Origin of the sequence: Trinickia sp. Y13, from assembly GCF_029522115.1 — a bacterium.
GTDB lineage: Bacteria > Pseudomonadota > Gammaproteobacteria > Burkholderiales > Burkholderiaceae > Trinickia.
On sequence record NZ_JAKWFK010000006.1, the window covers coordinates 179,137 to 193,511 of the forward strand.

Genomic DNA, 14,375 nt, shown 5'->3' on the forward strand with positions numbered 1-14,375 from the left:
CCACCTCGTTCCTTTTCGGCCTTCGTTCCCATCATGATCAAGCAAGCGCTCATTTCCGTCTCCGACAAGTCCGGCATCGTGCCATTCGCTCGTTCCCTGTCGGAGCTCGGCGTCAAGATTCTGTCCACGGGGGGCACGGCGAAGCTGCTCGCCGATGCCGGCCTTCCGGTCACGGAAGTGGCAGATTACACGGGCTTTCCCGAGATGCTCGACGGCCGCGTGAAAACGCTCCACCCGAAAGTGCACGGCGGCATCCTCGCACGGCGCGATCTGCCCGAGCACATGGCCGCGCTCGAAGCGCATTCGATTCCGACGATCGATCTGCTCGTCGTGAACCTGTACCCGTTCGTCGCCACCGTGTCGAAAGACGAATGCACGCTCGAAGACGCGATCGAGAACATCGATATCGGCGGCCCGACCATGCTGCGCTCGGCGGCCAAGAACCATCGCGACGTCACGGTCGTCGTCGACCCGGCCGACTACGAGACGGTGCTCTCGGAGATGCGCGCGAACGGCAATGCCGTCGGCTACGCCACGAACTTTCGTTTGGCGACGAAAGTGTTCGCGCATACGGCGCAATACGACGGCGCGATCACGAACTACCTGACGAGCCTGACCGAGACGCTGCAACATTCGTCGCGCGTGGCGTACCCGAGCACGTTGAACCTCGCGTTCGAAAAGGTGCAGGACTTGCGCTATGGCGAGAACCCGCATCAGAGCGCGGCGTTCTATCGCGAGCTGACGGCGCCCGCCGGCGCGCTGGCCGGTTATCGCCAATTGCAGGGCAAAGAGCTGTCGTACAACAATATCGCCGATGCCGATGCGGCATGGGAATGCGTAAAGACGTTCGACGCGCCCGCCTGCGTCATCATCAAGCACGCGAACCCGTGCGGCGTGGCGGTTGCGGCGAGCCCGGCCGAGGCGTACGCCAAGGCGTTCCAAACCGATCCGGCCTCCGCGTTCGGCGGCATCATCGCGTTCAATCGCGAAGTGGACGAAGCGGCGGCCCAGGCCGTCTCGAAGCAGTTCGTCGAAGTGCTGATCGCACCGTCGCTGACCGACGGCGCCAAGCAAGTGCTCGCCGCCAAGCAGAACGTGCGCGTGCTCGAGATCGCATTGGGCGACGGCCAGAACGCCTTCGACTTCAAGCGCGTCGGCGGCGGCCTGCTCGTGCAGTCGCCCGATGCGAAGAATGTCCTGTCGCGCGATTTGCGCGTGGTGACCAAGCGCCATCCGACACCGCAAGAGATGGACGATCTGATGTTCGCCTGGCGCGTCGCCAAGTTCGTGAAGTCCAATGCGATCGTGTTCTGCAGTAAGGGCATGACGCTCGGCGTAGGCGCGGGCCAAATGAGCCGTGTCGACTCGGCGCGCATTGCGAGCATCAAGGCGGAAAACGCGGGGCTGTCGTTGCAGGGCTCGGCGGTGGCGTCCGATGCGTTTTTCCCGTTCCGCGACGGCCTCGACGTTGTCGTCGCCGCGGGCGCGAGCTGCGTCATCCAGCCGGGCGGTTCGGTGCGCGACGACGAAGTGATCGCCGCCGCCGACGAGCACAACATCGCGATGGTGGTGACGGGCGTCCGGCACTTCCGCCATTGACGAGCCATTGGCGACGCTGCAGAACAGCGCGTCGCAGCGTGACGAAACCCGGCAACTGAACTGCCGGGTTTTTTTCTGCCCGAAATACGTCGTCGCCCAGATCCGTCGGTCCGACTTTTTGCGGCCGACGCACGAGCCAGGATGATAGGCGCGCCGCGCCGTTCCCTGTAGTATCTCAGGCACTTCGTCCGATTTTTATTCATGAGAATCCTTGGCATCGACCCTGGGTTGCGCGTGACGGGTTTTGGCGTCATCGAACAAACGGGGCAACGGCTCACCTACGTAACGAGCGGCGTCATCCGCACGACCGACGGCGATCTGCCGTCCCGCCTCGGCACGATCTTCGAAGGCATCTCGGCACTGATCCGCCAGCACACGCCCGATCAGTCGGCCATCGAAAAGGTGTTCGTCAACGTCAACCCCCAATCGACTCTGCTACTCGGTCAAGCGCGAGGCGCCGCGATTTGCGGCCTCGTCGCGGGCGGCGTGCCGGTGGCCGAATACACCGCGCTGCAACTGAAACAGGCCGTCGTAGGCTACGGCCGCGCAACGAAAGAGCAGATGCAGCAAATGGTCGTGCGCTTGTTGAGCCTATCGGGCATGCCGGGAACCGACGCCGCCGACGCGCTCGGCATGGCCATTTGCCACGCACACGGCGGCAGCACGCTCGAAACGCTGGGGGGCATCGCCCCCGCCCTCGCCAAGAAAGGCCTGCGCGTGCGGCGCGGCCGGCTCGTGGGCTAAGCCTAGCGCGAGGTCGAATATTTCGGAACGTCTGGTGCTACAGTTCGTGCTCGCTCGCCGTCGGCCTAACCACGGCGCTCGTCGTTATCCTTCGATGAGCGTCGCCGCGTCACGCTAGAAGCGATCGCCCTTAACCACCATCACGTCACGCTAAGCGCTCCCCGCCATGATCGGTCGTATCGCCGGCATCCTGCTCGAAAAGAATCCGCCCCACCTGCTCGTCGATTGCAACGGCGTCGGCTACGAAGTCGACGTGCCGATGAGCACCTTCTATAACTTGCCGTCGACGGGCGAGAAGGTCGTCCTGCTGACGCAGCTCATCGTGCGTGAAGACGCGCACCTGCTGTACGGCTTCGGCACGGCTCAGGAACGCGCCACGTTCCGCGAGTTGCTCAAGATCAGCGGCATCGGCGCACGCATGGCGCTGGCCGTGCTCTCTGGCATGAGCGTGCAAGAACTCGCACATGCGGTCACGCTGCAGGATGCGGCGCGTCTCACCCGCGTGCCGGGCATCGGCAAAAAAACGGCCGAACGGCTGCTCCTCGAACTGAAGGGCAAGCTCGGCGCCGATATCGGCGCCGCGGCGGCGGCCGCATCGCCATCGGACCACGCCTCCGACATCCTGAACGCTCTGCTCGCGCTCGGTTATTCGGAGAAGGAAGCGCTTGCGGCCATCAAAAACGTGCCGGCGGGCACGGGCGTCTCCGAGGGCATCAAGCTCGCGCTCAAGGCGCTGTCGAAGGCGTAGCCCCTGCCGCTCGGCGGGGGGCGCAAGCAACGACGCCGTGCGGCAAGAAAGCGCTCGCAACCGCTTTCCCATGCGCTCGGCTAAGCAGCCGGCGCGCGCGGTACAATCGCCCACATGATCGAAACCGACAAGCTCGCCGCCGAGCGCATCATTTCCGCGACACCCGCGTCAACGCACGAAGAGGCCTTCGAGCGGGCGCTGCGTCCGCGTCAACTCGACGAATACGTCGGCCAGGAAAAGGTGCGCGGGCAGCTCGAAATCTTCATCGAAGCGGCAAAACGCCGCTCCGAAGCGCTCGACCACGTTTTGCTGTTCGGCCCCCCCGGCCTAGGTAAGACGACGCTGGCGCACATCATCGCGCGCGAGATGGGCGTCAACCTGCGCCAAACGTCGGGGCCGGTGCTCGAACGGGCGGGCGATTTGGCGGCGCTGCTCACGAATCTGGAAGCGAACGACGTTCTATTCATCGACGAAATTCACCGCCTCTCTCCCGTGGTCGAGGAAATCCTGTACCCGGCGCTGGAGGATTACCAGATCGACATCATGATCGGCGAAGGGCCGGCCGCGCGCAGCGTGAAGCTCGATCTACAGCCGTTTACGCTCGTTGGCGCAACCACGCGCGCCGGTATGCTGACGAACCCGCTGCGCGATCGCTTCGGCATCGTGGCGCGGCTCGAGTTTTACGACGCCGAGCAACTTTCGCGCATCGTGCGACGCTCGGCAGCGCTGCTCGGCGCGCAGATTCATCCGGAAGGCGCGTTCGAGATTGCTAAGCGGTCTCGCGGCACGCCCCGGATCGCCAATCGTCTGCTGCGCCGCGTGCGCGACTATGCCGAAGTCAAGGCCGACGGTTCGATCACGGCGCGCGTCGCCGATGCGGCGTTGGCCATGCTGGACGTCGATCCGGTCGGCTTCGATTTGATGGACCGCAAGTTGCTCGAAGCGATCCTGCACAAATTCGACGGCGGCCCTGTCGGCGTCGACAATCTCGCTGCCGCGATCGGCGAAGAACGCGACACGATCGAAGACGTGCTCGAGCCGTACCTGATCCAGCAAGGTTATTTGCAGCGCACGCCGCGGGGGCGCGTCGCGACGCTGGCCGCCTATCGCCATTTCGGACTTGCCACGCCCGATGCGTCGAGCGCCGTGCGTACGCTATGGGACGACGAAGGCAACGGATAGGCGCGCGTCGCCCTTCTTAAACACGCGAGGCCCAATCGCAATGTCCGAGCAGGCACGCCGCCCACGAGACGGACACACCATGCAGCATGATCCTTTGATCATGCGCATACGCGAGCGCGTCTCGCAAAGCGTGCTCAGTGTGACCAGCGGCAGCGGCCCCACGCTCGATTATGCGAATCCGCCCGGCGATCCGGGCCTGTTCGGCCCCGATTCCGTCTGCTGGCGCGTACATGCCGATTTCACGGCAATGATGATCGGCGGCGTGAGCGCCTTGATGCTGCAGGCGCTGCATCCGCTCGCACTCGCCGGGGTCTGGGATCATTCGACGTTCCGCACCGACATGCGTGGCCGTCTGCGGCGCACTGCCACCTTCATCGCGGGCACGACCTACGGCGCGCGCGCGGACGCCCTCGCACTGATCGAGCGCGTCAAACGCATTCATCTCTCGGTAACGGGCGTGGCGCCCGACGGCCGCCCCTACCGCGCGAGCGATCCGGCGCTCTTGACCTGGGTTCATGTGGCGGAAGTGTCGAGCTTTCTGGCGGCCCACCTGCGTTACGTGGACCCATCGCTATCGACCGCGCAGCAAGACCGCTATTACGCGGAAGTCGCCTCGATCGCAAAGATGCTCGGTGCGGCCGACGTGCCCGAAACGCGTGCGCAAGTGGCCGGCTACTTGACGGAGATGCGGCCGCAGCTCGAGGCGAGTTCGCGCACGCTCGAAGTCGTGCGGATTCTGCAGCACGCCGCGCCGCCCGACCGCCCGCTCATGCGGCCGGCCGTGAAGCTGATGCTGAGCGCCGGGGTCGATCTGCTGCCCGATTGGGCTCAGGCAATGCTCGGTTTCAACGCATTGGCGCGGATGCATGCCGCGCTGGCGCGTCCAGGCGTGCGGATGGTCGCACCCGTCATTCGATGGGCGCACGTGAACGCGGTTTCCAAGCGCGCGCGGCGCCGGGCAGCGGCGTCATCGTCCTAACGCCCTAGCCCTGCCCCTCCCGCCTCGCCAGTCCGTCGTCATCGCTCGCGACGGACAAGTGCGCGATGTCTGCCCAACTGAGCACGCGCGCCGTGCCGTCTTCGACGAATTCGACGGTGTTGATGCTCGTATTGAGCAGCGGATAGTTGCGCGCAGCATCGAGCGGCAGGCCGCAGGCGCGTCGATACACGCAATCGAGCACCCCGCCATGCGTCACACAGGCGATGCGGCCGTCCGGATGCGCGCGCACGATCTCATCCACGGCATGCAGCACGCGGTGGTAGAACGAGCGCACCGATTCGCCGCCCTCGGGGGCAAATCCTGGGTCGCGCGTTTGCCAGCGCGCATACTCGTCCGGATAGCGTTGCGCAATCTCGCGGCTGTCGTGCCCTTGGAACACCCCGTATGCGCGCTCGCGCAACGCTTCGACCAGCCGCAACTCTAGCCCGAGCGCAGTCGCCGCGGGCTGCGCCGTTTGCTGCGCACGCCGTAAATCGCTCGAATAGATCGCATCGAGGCGAGCGGCATCGCGGGCGTCGCGCGCCAGCCGTTCGGCCAGGCGCTGCGCCTGGTCGATGCCGCTTTCGGCCAGCGGGATATCGATATGGCCTTGAATGCGCTTGATGCGATTCCAGTCGGTCTCGCCATGTCGAATGAAAAGCACTTGGGTAGGCATCGGCAGCGCCAGCGGATAAATCGCGAATGAGGGGAAGTCAGGGCCGCGTTTGCAGCCAGAACGTCACAGGGCCGTCGTTGACGAGCGAGACCTGCATCATCGCACCGAATTCGCCGGTTTCGACGATCGAATGGCGAGCGCGCGCCGTCGTGACGAAGTAGTCGAACAATCGCTTGCCGTCTTCCGGCGCCGCGGCCGGCGTGAAGCTCGGCCGCAAACCGCTGTTCGTATCGGCGGCCAGCGTGAATTGAGACACGAGCAGCAAGCCGCCGGCCTGGCCGGCGCCATCGATGTTGGTGACCGGCAGGTTCATCTTGCCGGCCGCATCGCTGAAGACCCGGTACCCGAGGACTTTGGCAAGCAACTTGTCGGCGCTTGCTTCGGTGTCGCCGCGCTCGGCGCAGACGAGCGCCAGCAGGCCGGGGCCGATCTGGCCCGTGACGCGCTCGCCCACTCGCACGCTGGCTTGGGCGACACGCTGTATCAGCGCGATCATCGCCCGGCTCCCCAGCGACGCGCGCTCGTGCCACCCGTGCCGCGCAGCCTGCTCGAACAGCCGATCGCCATCACGGCCCGCCCCCTCATGCCGTGAGCGTGACGCGTGCGAAGCGGCGCTTGCCCACCTGAACCACGTATTCGCCCGCTTCGAGCTTGAGCGCCTTGTCGGAAATCACCGTGCCGTCGATCCGCACGCCACCTTGGTCGATATTGCGCACCGCCTCGCTCGTGGACGGCACGAGCCCGGCCTGCTTGAGCAATTGACCGATGCCGAGCGGCGCCCCGCTGAGCGTGACCGAGACGATGTCATCGGGCACCCCGCCCTTGGCACGGTGATTGAAATCCTCGAGCGCGCGCTCGGCGTCGGCTTGCGAATGAAACCGCGCGACGATCTCCTGGGCGAGCATGACTTTGAAGTCGCGCGGATTGCGTCCTTCTTGCGCTTCGCGACGGAAGCGCGCGATTTCGTCCAGGCTGCGAAACGAGAGCAATTCGAAGTAGCGCCACATTAGCGTGTCGGAAATGCTCATGAGCTTGCCGAACATGTCGCTCGGCTTCTCGCTGATGCCGACGTAGTTGTTCTTCGACTTGGACATCTTGTCGACGCCGTCGAGGCCTTCGAGCAACGGCATCGTCAAAATGCATTGCTGTTCTTGCCCGTACTGCTTTTGCAATTCGCGGCCGACGAGCAGGTTGAACTTCTGATCGGTGCCGCCCAACTCCAAATCGGCGTTGAGCGCGACCGAGTCGTAGCCTTGCATCAGCGGGTAGAGAAATTCGTGGATGGAGATCGGTACGCCGCTTTGAAAGCGCTTCGTGAAATCGTCGCGCTCGAGCATGCGCGCCACGGTGTAGCGCGATGCAAGCTTGATCATGCCGTCGGCGCCGAGCGGCATCGACCATTCGCTGTTGTAGCGGATCTCGGTCTTTTCCCGGTCGAGCACCAGCGCGGCCTGCTCGAAGTACGTCTTGGCGTTCGATTCGATCTGCTCGCGCGTGAGCGGCGGCCGGGTTGCGTTGCGCCCCGACGGATCGCCGATCAACGACGTGAAATCGCCGATCAGGAAAATGACGTTATGACCGAGATCCTGCAACTGCCGCATCTTGTTGAGCACGACCGTGTGCCCGATGTGGATGTCGGGCGCGGTCGGGTCGAGCCCGAGCTTGATGCGCAGCGGCGTGCCCGTTGCCGCGCTGCGCGCGAGCTTCTGCGCGAACTCGTCTTCGATCAGGAGTTCATCGGCGCCGCGTTTGGCGACGGCGAGCGCGTGCCGCACTTCGTCGGTGATCGGCAGCAGCGTGGCGGGCTTGGAGGAAGACTCGGTGCTCATCTTGAAGTCGGTTGGTCCGGGTTGATCCGGCTGGCGGATGGTGCAAAAGCCGTAATTGTCCCATATCTGGGCCGCCTCCTAGCGTTCCGGTGGAGGGTGCAATGATGGGCGGCCGTTAGCGCGCACGCTCGTTCTCGCGGATAATCGGTTTGGCAAACGGGCGCAGGACGCCTTGTTCGGGCCGCGCGCATGGCCCGCAATCACGACGAGGAGCAGGAATTGGCGGCGAGCACGCGGCAAACGGGCGCCGACGGCGTGTACTTCGGCCTGATGTCGGGCACGAGCATGGACGGCGTCGACGGCATCGCCGTTCAATTGCGCGACGGCGAGGCGCCGGTCGTGCTGGCCGATGCGTTCGTCGGCTTTGCCGACGGCTTGCGCGACGCGCTATTCGCGCTGCAGCAGCCGGGCGAGAACGAAATCGAGCGCGAAGCGCTGGCCGCCTCGGCGCTCGCGGCTCGGTACGCCGTCTGTTGCCACGAGCTGCTACGCAGCGCCAACATCGCGCCCACGAGCGTGCGGGCAATCGGCGTTCACGGCCAAACGGTGCGCCACCGTCCCGAGAAAGGCTACACACGCCAGATCAATAACCCCGCTTTGCTGGCGGAAATGACCCATATCGATGTGGTGGCGGATTTCCGCAGCCGCGACGTCGCCGCGGGCGGCCAAGGCGCGCCGCTCGTACCCGCCTTTCACGCTCGGGTTTTCGGCGCCGAAGACGAAACGCGCGTCGTCTGCAATTTAGGCGGCATCAGCAACATCACTGTGTTGCCGCCCGCTCGCACGCGAGCGCAGTCCCGCAACGGCGCTCAAGTGGCCGCGGACGACGGCCATGCCGTGCGCGGTTTCGATTGCGGTCCGGCCAACGTGCTGCTCGACGAATGGGCGCGTCGGCATCTGGGGGCTCCGTACGACGAGGCGGGGCGATTCGCGGCAACCGGGGCCGTGAACCAAGCGCTGCTGAACGCCCTGCTCGACGAGCCTTTTTTCGAGCAAGCGCCACCCAAGAGCACCGGGCGAGACCTATTCAACAGCGAATGGCTCGACGCCAAACTCGCCAGCTTCGCATCGCTCGCGCCCGCCGACGTGCAAGCAACGCTCACGGCGCTCACCGCCGTGAGCGTCGCACGTGAGATCGAGCGGCATGCGGCGGGGTGCCGCGCCGTCTACGTCTGCGGCGGCGGGGCCCGCAATCCGGAACTGTTGAAGGCGCTCGAGCGCGCACTCGATCAAAGCGGCGTGAGCGGAGTGCCCGTCATGACGACCGAAGCCCTCGGCGTGCCCCCCCATCATGTCGAGGCGCTCGCCTTTGCGTGGCTCGCGATGCGCTGTGTGGAGCGCGCGGCAGGCAATTTACCCGCCGTTACCGGCGCGGCCGGCGAGCGCGTGCTCGGCGCGATCTACCCCCGGTAGGCGAGCGCGCGGCGAAGCCGTACCTATGAAAAACGGGGCCGCAGCCCCGTTCAGCGATGCGAAGCGGACCGTGCCGCTCAGCTCATGTATTCAGTCATGCGTCAAACCGAGAACGACGAGCCGCAGCCGCATGTCGTCGAGGCGTTCGGGTTCTTGATAACGAACTGCGCGCCGTTGATATCGTCCTTATAGTCGATCTCGGCGCCAACCAAATACTGGTAGCTCATCGAATCGATCAGCAACTGCACGCCGGCCTTGTTCATGACCGTATCGTCTTCGTTGACCGCTTCGTCGAACGTGAATCCGTACTGGAAGCCCGAGCAGCCGCCGCCTTGCACGAAAACACGCAGTTTGAGGTCGGGATTGCCTTCCTCGTCGATCAGTTGTTTCACCTTCTCGGCCGCCGCGTCCGTAAAGACGAAGGGGCCCGGCATTTCGGTCACGGGGGTGTCGGTGACGGCGGTCATTCGAAATCTCCAAAAAAGCTTCTAAGCGCTATTGTATGGCCGTTCGCCGACTCGTGCTGTACCGCGATACGGTAACCCTATGATTGCAATGGATTCTATCTTACCCGCAAATCGAGCGCCGGCCCGCTGCGCTTGACGCAGATGGGGGGCGCATCGGCGAAGCCCGGCATCGCGCAGGAAGCTAGAAGCCAAAAAGCGAAAAAGCCGCCGTGCATGGGCAGCGGCGGCTTTTTCGGCAGCAACCCGCCAGTAGGCGGGCGCCTCGAAACGATTAACGCTTCGAGAATTGCTTCCTGCGACGTGCCTTGTGGAAGCCGACCTTCTTACGTTCGACTTCACGCGCGTCGCGCGTCACGAAGCCAGCGCTCGACAGAGCCGGCTTCAGCGTTGCGTCGTAATCCATCAGCGCACGCGTGATGCCATGACGAACTGCGCCGGCTTGACCCGTTTCACCGCCGCCCGAGACGTTGACCTTGATGTCGAACGTCGTGCCGTGGTTCGTGAGCTCAAGCGGCTGACGCACGATCATCAGCGACGTTTCACGCGAGAAGTAATCCGCGATGGGCTTGCCGTTGACGACGATGTCGCCCTTGCCAGCCTTGATGAAGACACGAGCGACAGCGCTCTTGCGGCGGCCCGTACCGTAGTTCCAATTGCCGATCATATGGGCTCCCCTTAGATCTCGAGCGCCTTCGGCTGTTGCGCCGAATGCGGATGCGTGGCTTCAGCGTAGACCTTCAGCTTCTTGATCATGGCGTAGCCGAGCGGGCCCTTCGGCAGCATGCCCTTGACCGCCTTCTCGAGCGCCCGGCCCGGGAAGCGTTCTTGCATCTTGCCGAACGTCGTTTCGTAAATGCCGCCCGGGTAGCCCGAGTGACGGTAGTACTTCTTGTCGGTGGTCTTGTTGCCCGTGACCTTCAGCTTGCCGGCGTTGATGACGATGATGAAATCACCGGTGTCGACGTGCGGGGTGAACTCAGGCTTATGCTTGCCGCGAAGACGGCGTGCCACTTCGCTGGCGACACGGCCGAGAACCTTATCCGTCGCGTCAATCACGTACCATTCGCGCGTCACCTCTTCGGCTTTGGCGGAAAACGTCTTCATGATCGATCCAAAAAATTGACCTGCCCTTCGTATTTTTCCTGCTTCGGTTGGCGCATCGAGGCGCCGTGCAGGCTCTCCCTGTTCTTCTTCCGCGGGCATAGATGCGGAAAAGCCCTGAATTATAAAGGAATTTGGTAGGCGCAGTCAAAGGCGGCGATTACCGCGGCGACCGGCGGGCGTAGCAGGCCGAAAGCGCAAGCCGAAAGAGTCGCCACCGCCGGCGAAACGGGACGATAGCCGGCCTATTCCAATAGCCGCGATGCGGCGGCACGGGTGCCCCCGCGCCGCGTGGAGCAACGCTCAGCGGCGTGCTGCGCGCGCCGCGTGCGCAAAAAAAAGCCCGAACTCTGGGCTCGGGCTTAATCCACCTAAGGAGGAGGGTGGAGGAGACATGCGGAGATTGTCGAAAGCGACAATCAATGTGAGGCATTGTACAGACCGAACGGCGCGTAGGCAAGAAAATTTGCATCGCGAAAATACATCTCATAATGTGATAACTCAAACCCGCGCGCCATGACGCAAAAGACGCGCTCTGCCCATTGCGCGCCCCGAGGCTACAATGCCAGTCCGACACTAGTCTTGGCGTACAACAGCGGAGTCGCTATGGAATGCAAAGTAAGCTGGATGGGGCCCGACGGCATGGCCTTTGCGGCCGAGACCGGCAGCGGCCATCTGGCGATGATGGACGGCGCGCCGGAAGGCGGCGGGCGCAATCTCGCCCCCCGGCCGATGGAAATGGTGCTGCTTGGCACCGGGGGCTGCACGGCCTACGACGTCGTCATGATCCTGAAGAAGAGCCGCCAGGAAATTGCCGGCTGCTCGGTCACGCTCAAGGCCGAGCGTGCCAGCGAAGATCCGAAGGTCTTCACGAAGATCCACTTCCATTTCACCGTGACGGGCAAGAACCTCAACCCGAACACCGTCGAGCGCGCTATCAATTTGTCACACGACAAGTATTGCTCCGCCTCGATCATGCTCGCCAAGACGGCCGAGCTCTCGCATTCGTTCGAGATCGTGGAAAGCTAAAAAAAAGCCGGCCTCGCAGGGGGGCCGGCTTTTTTACTTGGAATGGGGGAGCGAAGCAGGCCGGTAAGCCGGATTCTGTGCGTTCGCGGCGCCGCAAAGCGCCGCGAACGTGGCAGCCATTCCTCTAGGCGCGCCATTGCTGACGCGCTCGAGCTTCCTACCCGCAGGCGAGACGGGGGCCCCGCCCTGCATCCGAAGATGCGCGCCTGCCTATTTGGAATTGCTCCGGGTGGAGGTTACCGTGCCGGCTGCGTCGCCGCAGCCGCGGTGCGCTCTTACCGCACCGTTTCACCCTTGCCTGATCCCGGCTTGCGCCGGGCCATCGGCGGTTTGCTTTCTGTTGCCCTGTTCCGCGTGTCGCCACGGATGGCCGTTAGCCATCACCCTGCCCGTTGGAGTCCGGACTTTCCTCGCCTCTCCCGGCGCAAACCGGGAAAGCCGCGACTGCCTGGCCTACTTCGCAACCTGAGAGTCTACCACCTCGGCACGCGTCGTCGCCGCCCACCCATTGCTCGTCTCGTGCGCGCCTTGGGCGATTCGCGAACGCCGCCCCGTCCGAAACACCGCGGGATCCGAGTAGAACGCCGGATCGGCATTGGCGAGCCAGAATCCGGGCACCCCGAGCACCGGCAACGGCGCGTAGCGGCCGTTCTCCAGTTCTCCCTCGGCGAGCGAGGCCGCCACCGTTTCGTCCAACCATGCCGTTTTGCGCGCCGTCGGCCAGTCGAAGTAATCAGCCGGCGCCGCGACGATCCACGCATGCCCCGTGCAGGCCTTATACGGCGTCACGAGCTTTTCGAGCAGCGCATGGCCGAACACGCGCACTTCGCACCGCGCACCCCATGCCGAACGCTGATCGACGAACAAGCCGCGCCAGTCGAATGCGATCAACGCTGCGCTCAACGCGGGATCCGATGAAATGAAGAGCACCGCGTTTTCGTCGAACAACGTCAGAAAATCGCGCTCCGCTCCGCGCTGCCCGGCAATGCCGCCGCGCTCGATCGCACGCGCCTGCCGTGCATTGAGCGTGGCCTTCACGCGAGGATGGGCAAACCAAACGAGCGCATTGAAAAAGTCATGTAGATTGCGGCGCGTCGGCACGCCGCCGGTCGCGGCGATGTGCGCCTCGTATGCGCTTCCGTCCGGAAGCTCAGCTTGCTCGATGAACGTGAGCGGCAACCCGTTGCCCGTGACATGACCGCACGAGCGGGCCTCGCGCGCGAGCAGGGCGACGAAATCGGCGCTGTCGCGCTGCGCGCAGCGTTGCCAGCGCGCGCCGCGTTCGGCGAGCGGCGCGAGCCAAGGCGCGGACCAGTCGATCCGTTCCAAATTCGGAATGAGCGTCATCTCGTCCTCACCCGCTCGCTGCATCGCCGCTGCCGCCCTGCCACCCCATGCTCCGTCGGGCCGGCTCTCAGAGCAGGCGCCAGCCGATCGGCTCGCCGCCGCGCAGCGGCACCACCGCGGCTTCGCCCGCCACGATCTCGGCTGGCAGCGTCCAGGTCTCGCGCACGAGCGTCACGCGCTCGCTACTGCGCGGCAGACCGTAAAAATCCGGCCCGAAAAAGCTGGCGAACCCTTCGAGCCGGTCCAGCGCGCCGACATTGTCGAACGCCTCGGCGTAGAGCTCGAGGGCATGCAGCGCCGTGTAGCAGCCCGCGCAACCGCACGCGTGCTCTTTCAAGCCTTTCGGGTGCGGCGCGCTATCGGTGCCGAGGAAGAAACGCGGATTGCCGGAGGTGGCCGCTTCGACGAGCGCGACCCGGTGCGTCTCACGCTTGAGCACCGGTAGGCAGTAATAATGCGGGCGGATCCCGCCCTGGAAGATTGCGTTGCGGTTATAGAGCAGATGGTGCGCCGTGATGGTCGCGCCAAGCAGGCCAGCGGGCGCACCGTCGTCGCGCACGTACTGAGCCGCGTCCTTCGTCGTGATGTGCTCGAATACTACCTTGAGCGCCGGGAAATCGCGGCGCAGCGGCGTCATCACGCGATCGATGAATACCTTCTCGCGATCGAACAAATCGATGGCCGGATCGGTCACCTCGCCATGCACGAGCAACGGCATGCCGACTGCTTGCATCGTCTCGAGCGTTTTCGCGCACTTGCCGAGATCGGTCACGCCGAAGTCGGAATTCGTCGTCGCGCCGGCCGGGTAGAGCTTCACGCCGTGGATGAAACCGCTCTCTTTCGCCCGGCGAATTTCGTCCGGCGGCGTGTTGTCGGTCAAGTAAAGCGTCATCAGCGGTTCGAACCCCGCGCCCACCGGCAACGCTGCGAGGATACGCTCGCGGTACGCCCGCGCGGCGTCGACCGTCGTGACCGGCGGCTTGAGGTTGGGCATGACGATCGCGCGGCCGAACTGGCGGACCGTATGCGGCAGCACAGCCGCGAGCATTTCGCCGTCGCGCAAGTGCAGGTGCCAATCGTCAGGGCGGGCAAAGGTAAGCGAGGACGGCGCGCCTTGCTGCTGAGCGGCGTTCGGGGACAAATCGGTAACGGTCATGGCGATGGATCTTGCAAGGGAACCGGCGAAGATGCCGCTCGGCGGCGAGTAGCGAAGACGATCGAGCGAAGCACGCCGCAGCCATCGTGGAAAAACAGCAACGGA

General features: G+C 64.5%; 15 protein-coding genes and 1 other RNA gene. 7 read left to right on the forward strand and 9 right to left on the reverse strand.

Annotated elements, in window-relative coordinates:
* The first annotated feature begins 33 nt into the window (after nt 1-33).
* The 5 genes from purH (at nt 34) to MMB74_RS13480 (ending at nt 5,252) form a co-directional block, all read left to right on the forward strand.
* Nucleotides 34-1,599, forward strand: coding sequence for a bifunctional phosphoribosylaminoimidazolecarboxamide formyltransferase/IMP cyclohydrolase (gene purH, locus MMB74_RS13460; RefSeq protein WP_277429137.1), 1,566 nt, complete (start codon nt 34-36; stop codon nt 1,597-1,599).
* A 201-nt stretch (nt 1,600-1,800) separates the two neighbouring features.
* Complete coding sequence (ruvC, locus tag MMB74_RS13465; protein ID WP_277429138.1) at nt 1,801-2,343, forward strand: crossover junction endodeoxyribonuclease RuvC; 543 nt, start codon at nt 1,801-1,803, stop codon at nt 2,341-2,343.
* Nucleotides 2,344-2,509: 166 nt separating this feature from the next.
* Complete coding sequence (gene ruvA, locus MMB74_RS13470) at nt 2,510-3,091, forward strand: Holliday junction branch migration protein RuvA (RefSeq protein WP_277429139.1); 582 nt, start codon at nt 2,510-2,512, stop codon at nt 3,089-3,091.
* A gap of 114 nt (nt 3,092-3,205) precedes the next feature.
* Complete coding sequence (ruvB, locus tag MMB74_RS13475; RefSeq protein ID WP_277429140.1) at nt 3,206-4,273, forward strand: Holliday junction branch migration DNA helicase RuvB; 1,068 nt, start codon at nt 3,206-3,208, stop codon at nt 4,271-4,273.
* Between the two features lie 79 nt (nt 4,274-4,352).
* Entirely contained in the window at nt 4,353-5,252 is a 900-nt protein-coding gene (locus tag MMB74_RS13480; RefSeq protein ID WP_277429141.1) for an oxygenase MpaB family protein, read from the forward strand.
* A 4-nt stretch (nt 5,253-5,256) separates the two neighbouring features.
* Here MMB74_RS13480 and MMB74_RS13485 read toward each other — a convergent pair whose 3' ends face one another.
* From MMB74_RS13485 to tyrS, 3 genes are all read right to left on the reverse strand, one after another.
* Nucleotides 5,257-5,928, reverse strand: coding sequence for a histidine phosphatase family protein (locus MMB74_RS13485; RefSeq protein WP_277429142.1), 672 nt, complete (start codon nt 5,926-5,928; stop codon nt 5,257-5,259).
* 37 nt (nt 5,929-5,965) lie between these two features.
* Nucleotides 5,966-6,424, reverse strand: coding sequence for a D-aminoacyl-tRNA deacylase (gene dtd, locus MMB74_RS13490; RefSeq protein WP_277429143.1), 459 nt, complete (start codon nt 6,422-6,424; stop codon nt 5,966-5,968).
* Nucleotides 6,425-6,509: 85 nt separating this feature from the next.
* Nucleotides 6,510-7,757, reverse strand: coding sequence for a tyrosine--tRNA ligase (tyrS, locus tag MMB74_RS13495; RefSeq protein WP_277429144.1), 1,248 nt, complete (start codon nt 7,755-7,757; stop codon nt 6,510-6,512).
* Between the two features lie 189 nt (nt 7,758-7,946).
* Between tyrS and MMB74_RS13500 the strand changes: the two genes are divergently transcribed.
* The gene (locus tag MMB74_RS13500; RefSeq protein WP_277429145.1) at nt 7,947-9,170 is read left to right on the forward strand and encodes an anhydro-N-acetylmuramic acid kinase; all 1,224 of its coding nucleotides are present in this window, start codon (nt 7,947-7,949) and stop codon (nt 9,168-9,170) included.
* 101 nt (nt 9,171-9,271) lie between these two features.
* Here MMB74_RS13500 and erpA read toward each other — a convergent pair whose 3' ends face one another.
* The 3 genes from erpA to rplM all read right to left on the reverse strand — a co-directional run bounded on the left by erpA (nt 9,272) and on the right by rplM (nt 10,741).
* Nucleotides 9,272-9,637: an iron-sulfur cluster insertion protein ErpA gene (gene erpA / locus MMB74_RS13505; protein ID WP_277429146.1), complete on the reverse strand. Its 366-nt coding sequence runs from the start codon at nt 9,635-9,637 to the stop codon at nt 9,272-9,274.
* Between the two features lie 271 nt (nt 9,638-9,908).
* Entirely contained in the window at nt 9,909-10,301 is a 393-nt protein-coding gene (rpsI, locus tag MMB74_RS13510; protein WP_173255276.1) for a 30S ribosomal protein S9, read from the reverse strand.
* An 11-nt stretch (nt 10,302-10,312) separates the two neighbouring features.
* Entirely contained in the window at nt 10,313-10,741 is a 429-nt protein-coding gene (gene rplM, locus MMB74_RS13515) for a 50S ribosomal protein L13 (protein WP_102609495.1), read from the reverse strand.
* A 603-nt stretch (nt 10,742-11,344) separates the two neighbouring features.
* On the opposite strand from rplM, the gene MMB74_RS13520 reads away from it, so the two are divergent.
* Nucleotides 11,345-11,767: an OsmC family protein gene (locus MMB74_RS13520; protein ID WP_277429147.1), complete on the forward strand. Its 423-nt coding sequence runs from the start codon at nt 11,345-11,347 to the stop codon at nt 11,765-11,767.
* A gap of 48 nt (nt 11,768-11,815) precedes the next feature.
* Here the strand turns inward: MMB74_RS13520 and rnpB are convergent.
* From rnpB to pyrC, 3 genes are all read right to left on the reverse strand, one after another.
* Nucleotides 11,816-12,227: RNase P RNA component class A (rnpB, locus tag MMB74_RS13525), an RNA gene on the reverse strand.
* Nucleotides 12,221-13,138 (reverse strand): DUF3025 domain-containing protein, encoded by a 918-nt coding sequence (locus tag MMB74_RS13530; RefSeq protein ID WP_277429148.1) that lies wholly within the window; start codon nt 13,136-13,138, stop codon nt 12,221-12,223. Before MMB74_RS13530 ends, rnpB begins: the two co-directional genes overlap by 7 nt.
* A gap of 43 nt (nt 13,139-13,181) precedes the next feature.
* Nucleotides 13,182-14,270, reverse strand: a complete 1,089-nt coding sequence (gene pyrC, locus MMB74_RS13535) for a dihydroorotase (protein WP_277429149.1) — start codon at nt 14,268-14,270, stop codon at nt 13,182-13,184.
* Nucleotides 14,271-14,375: the final 105 nt, after the last annotated feature.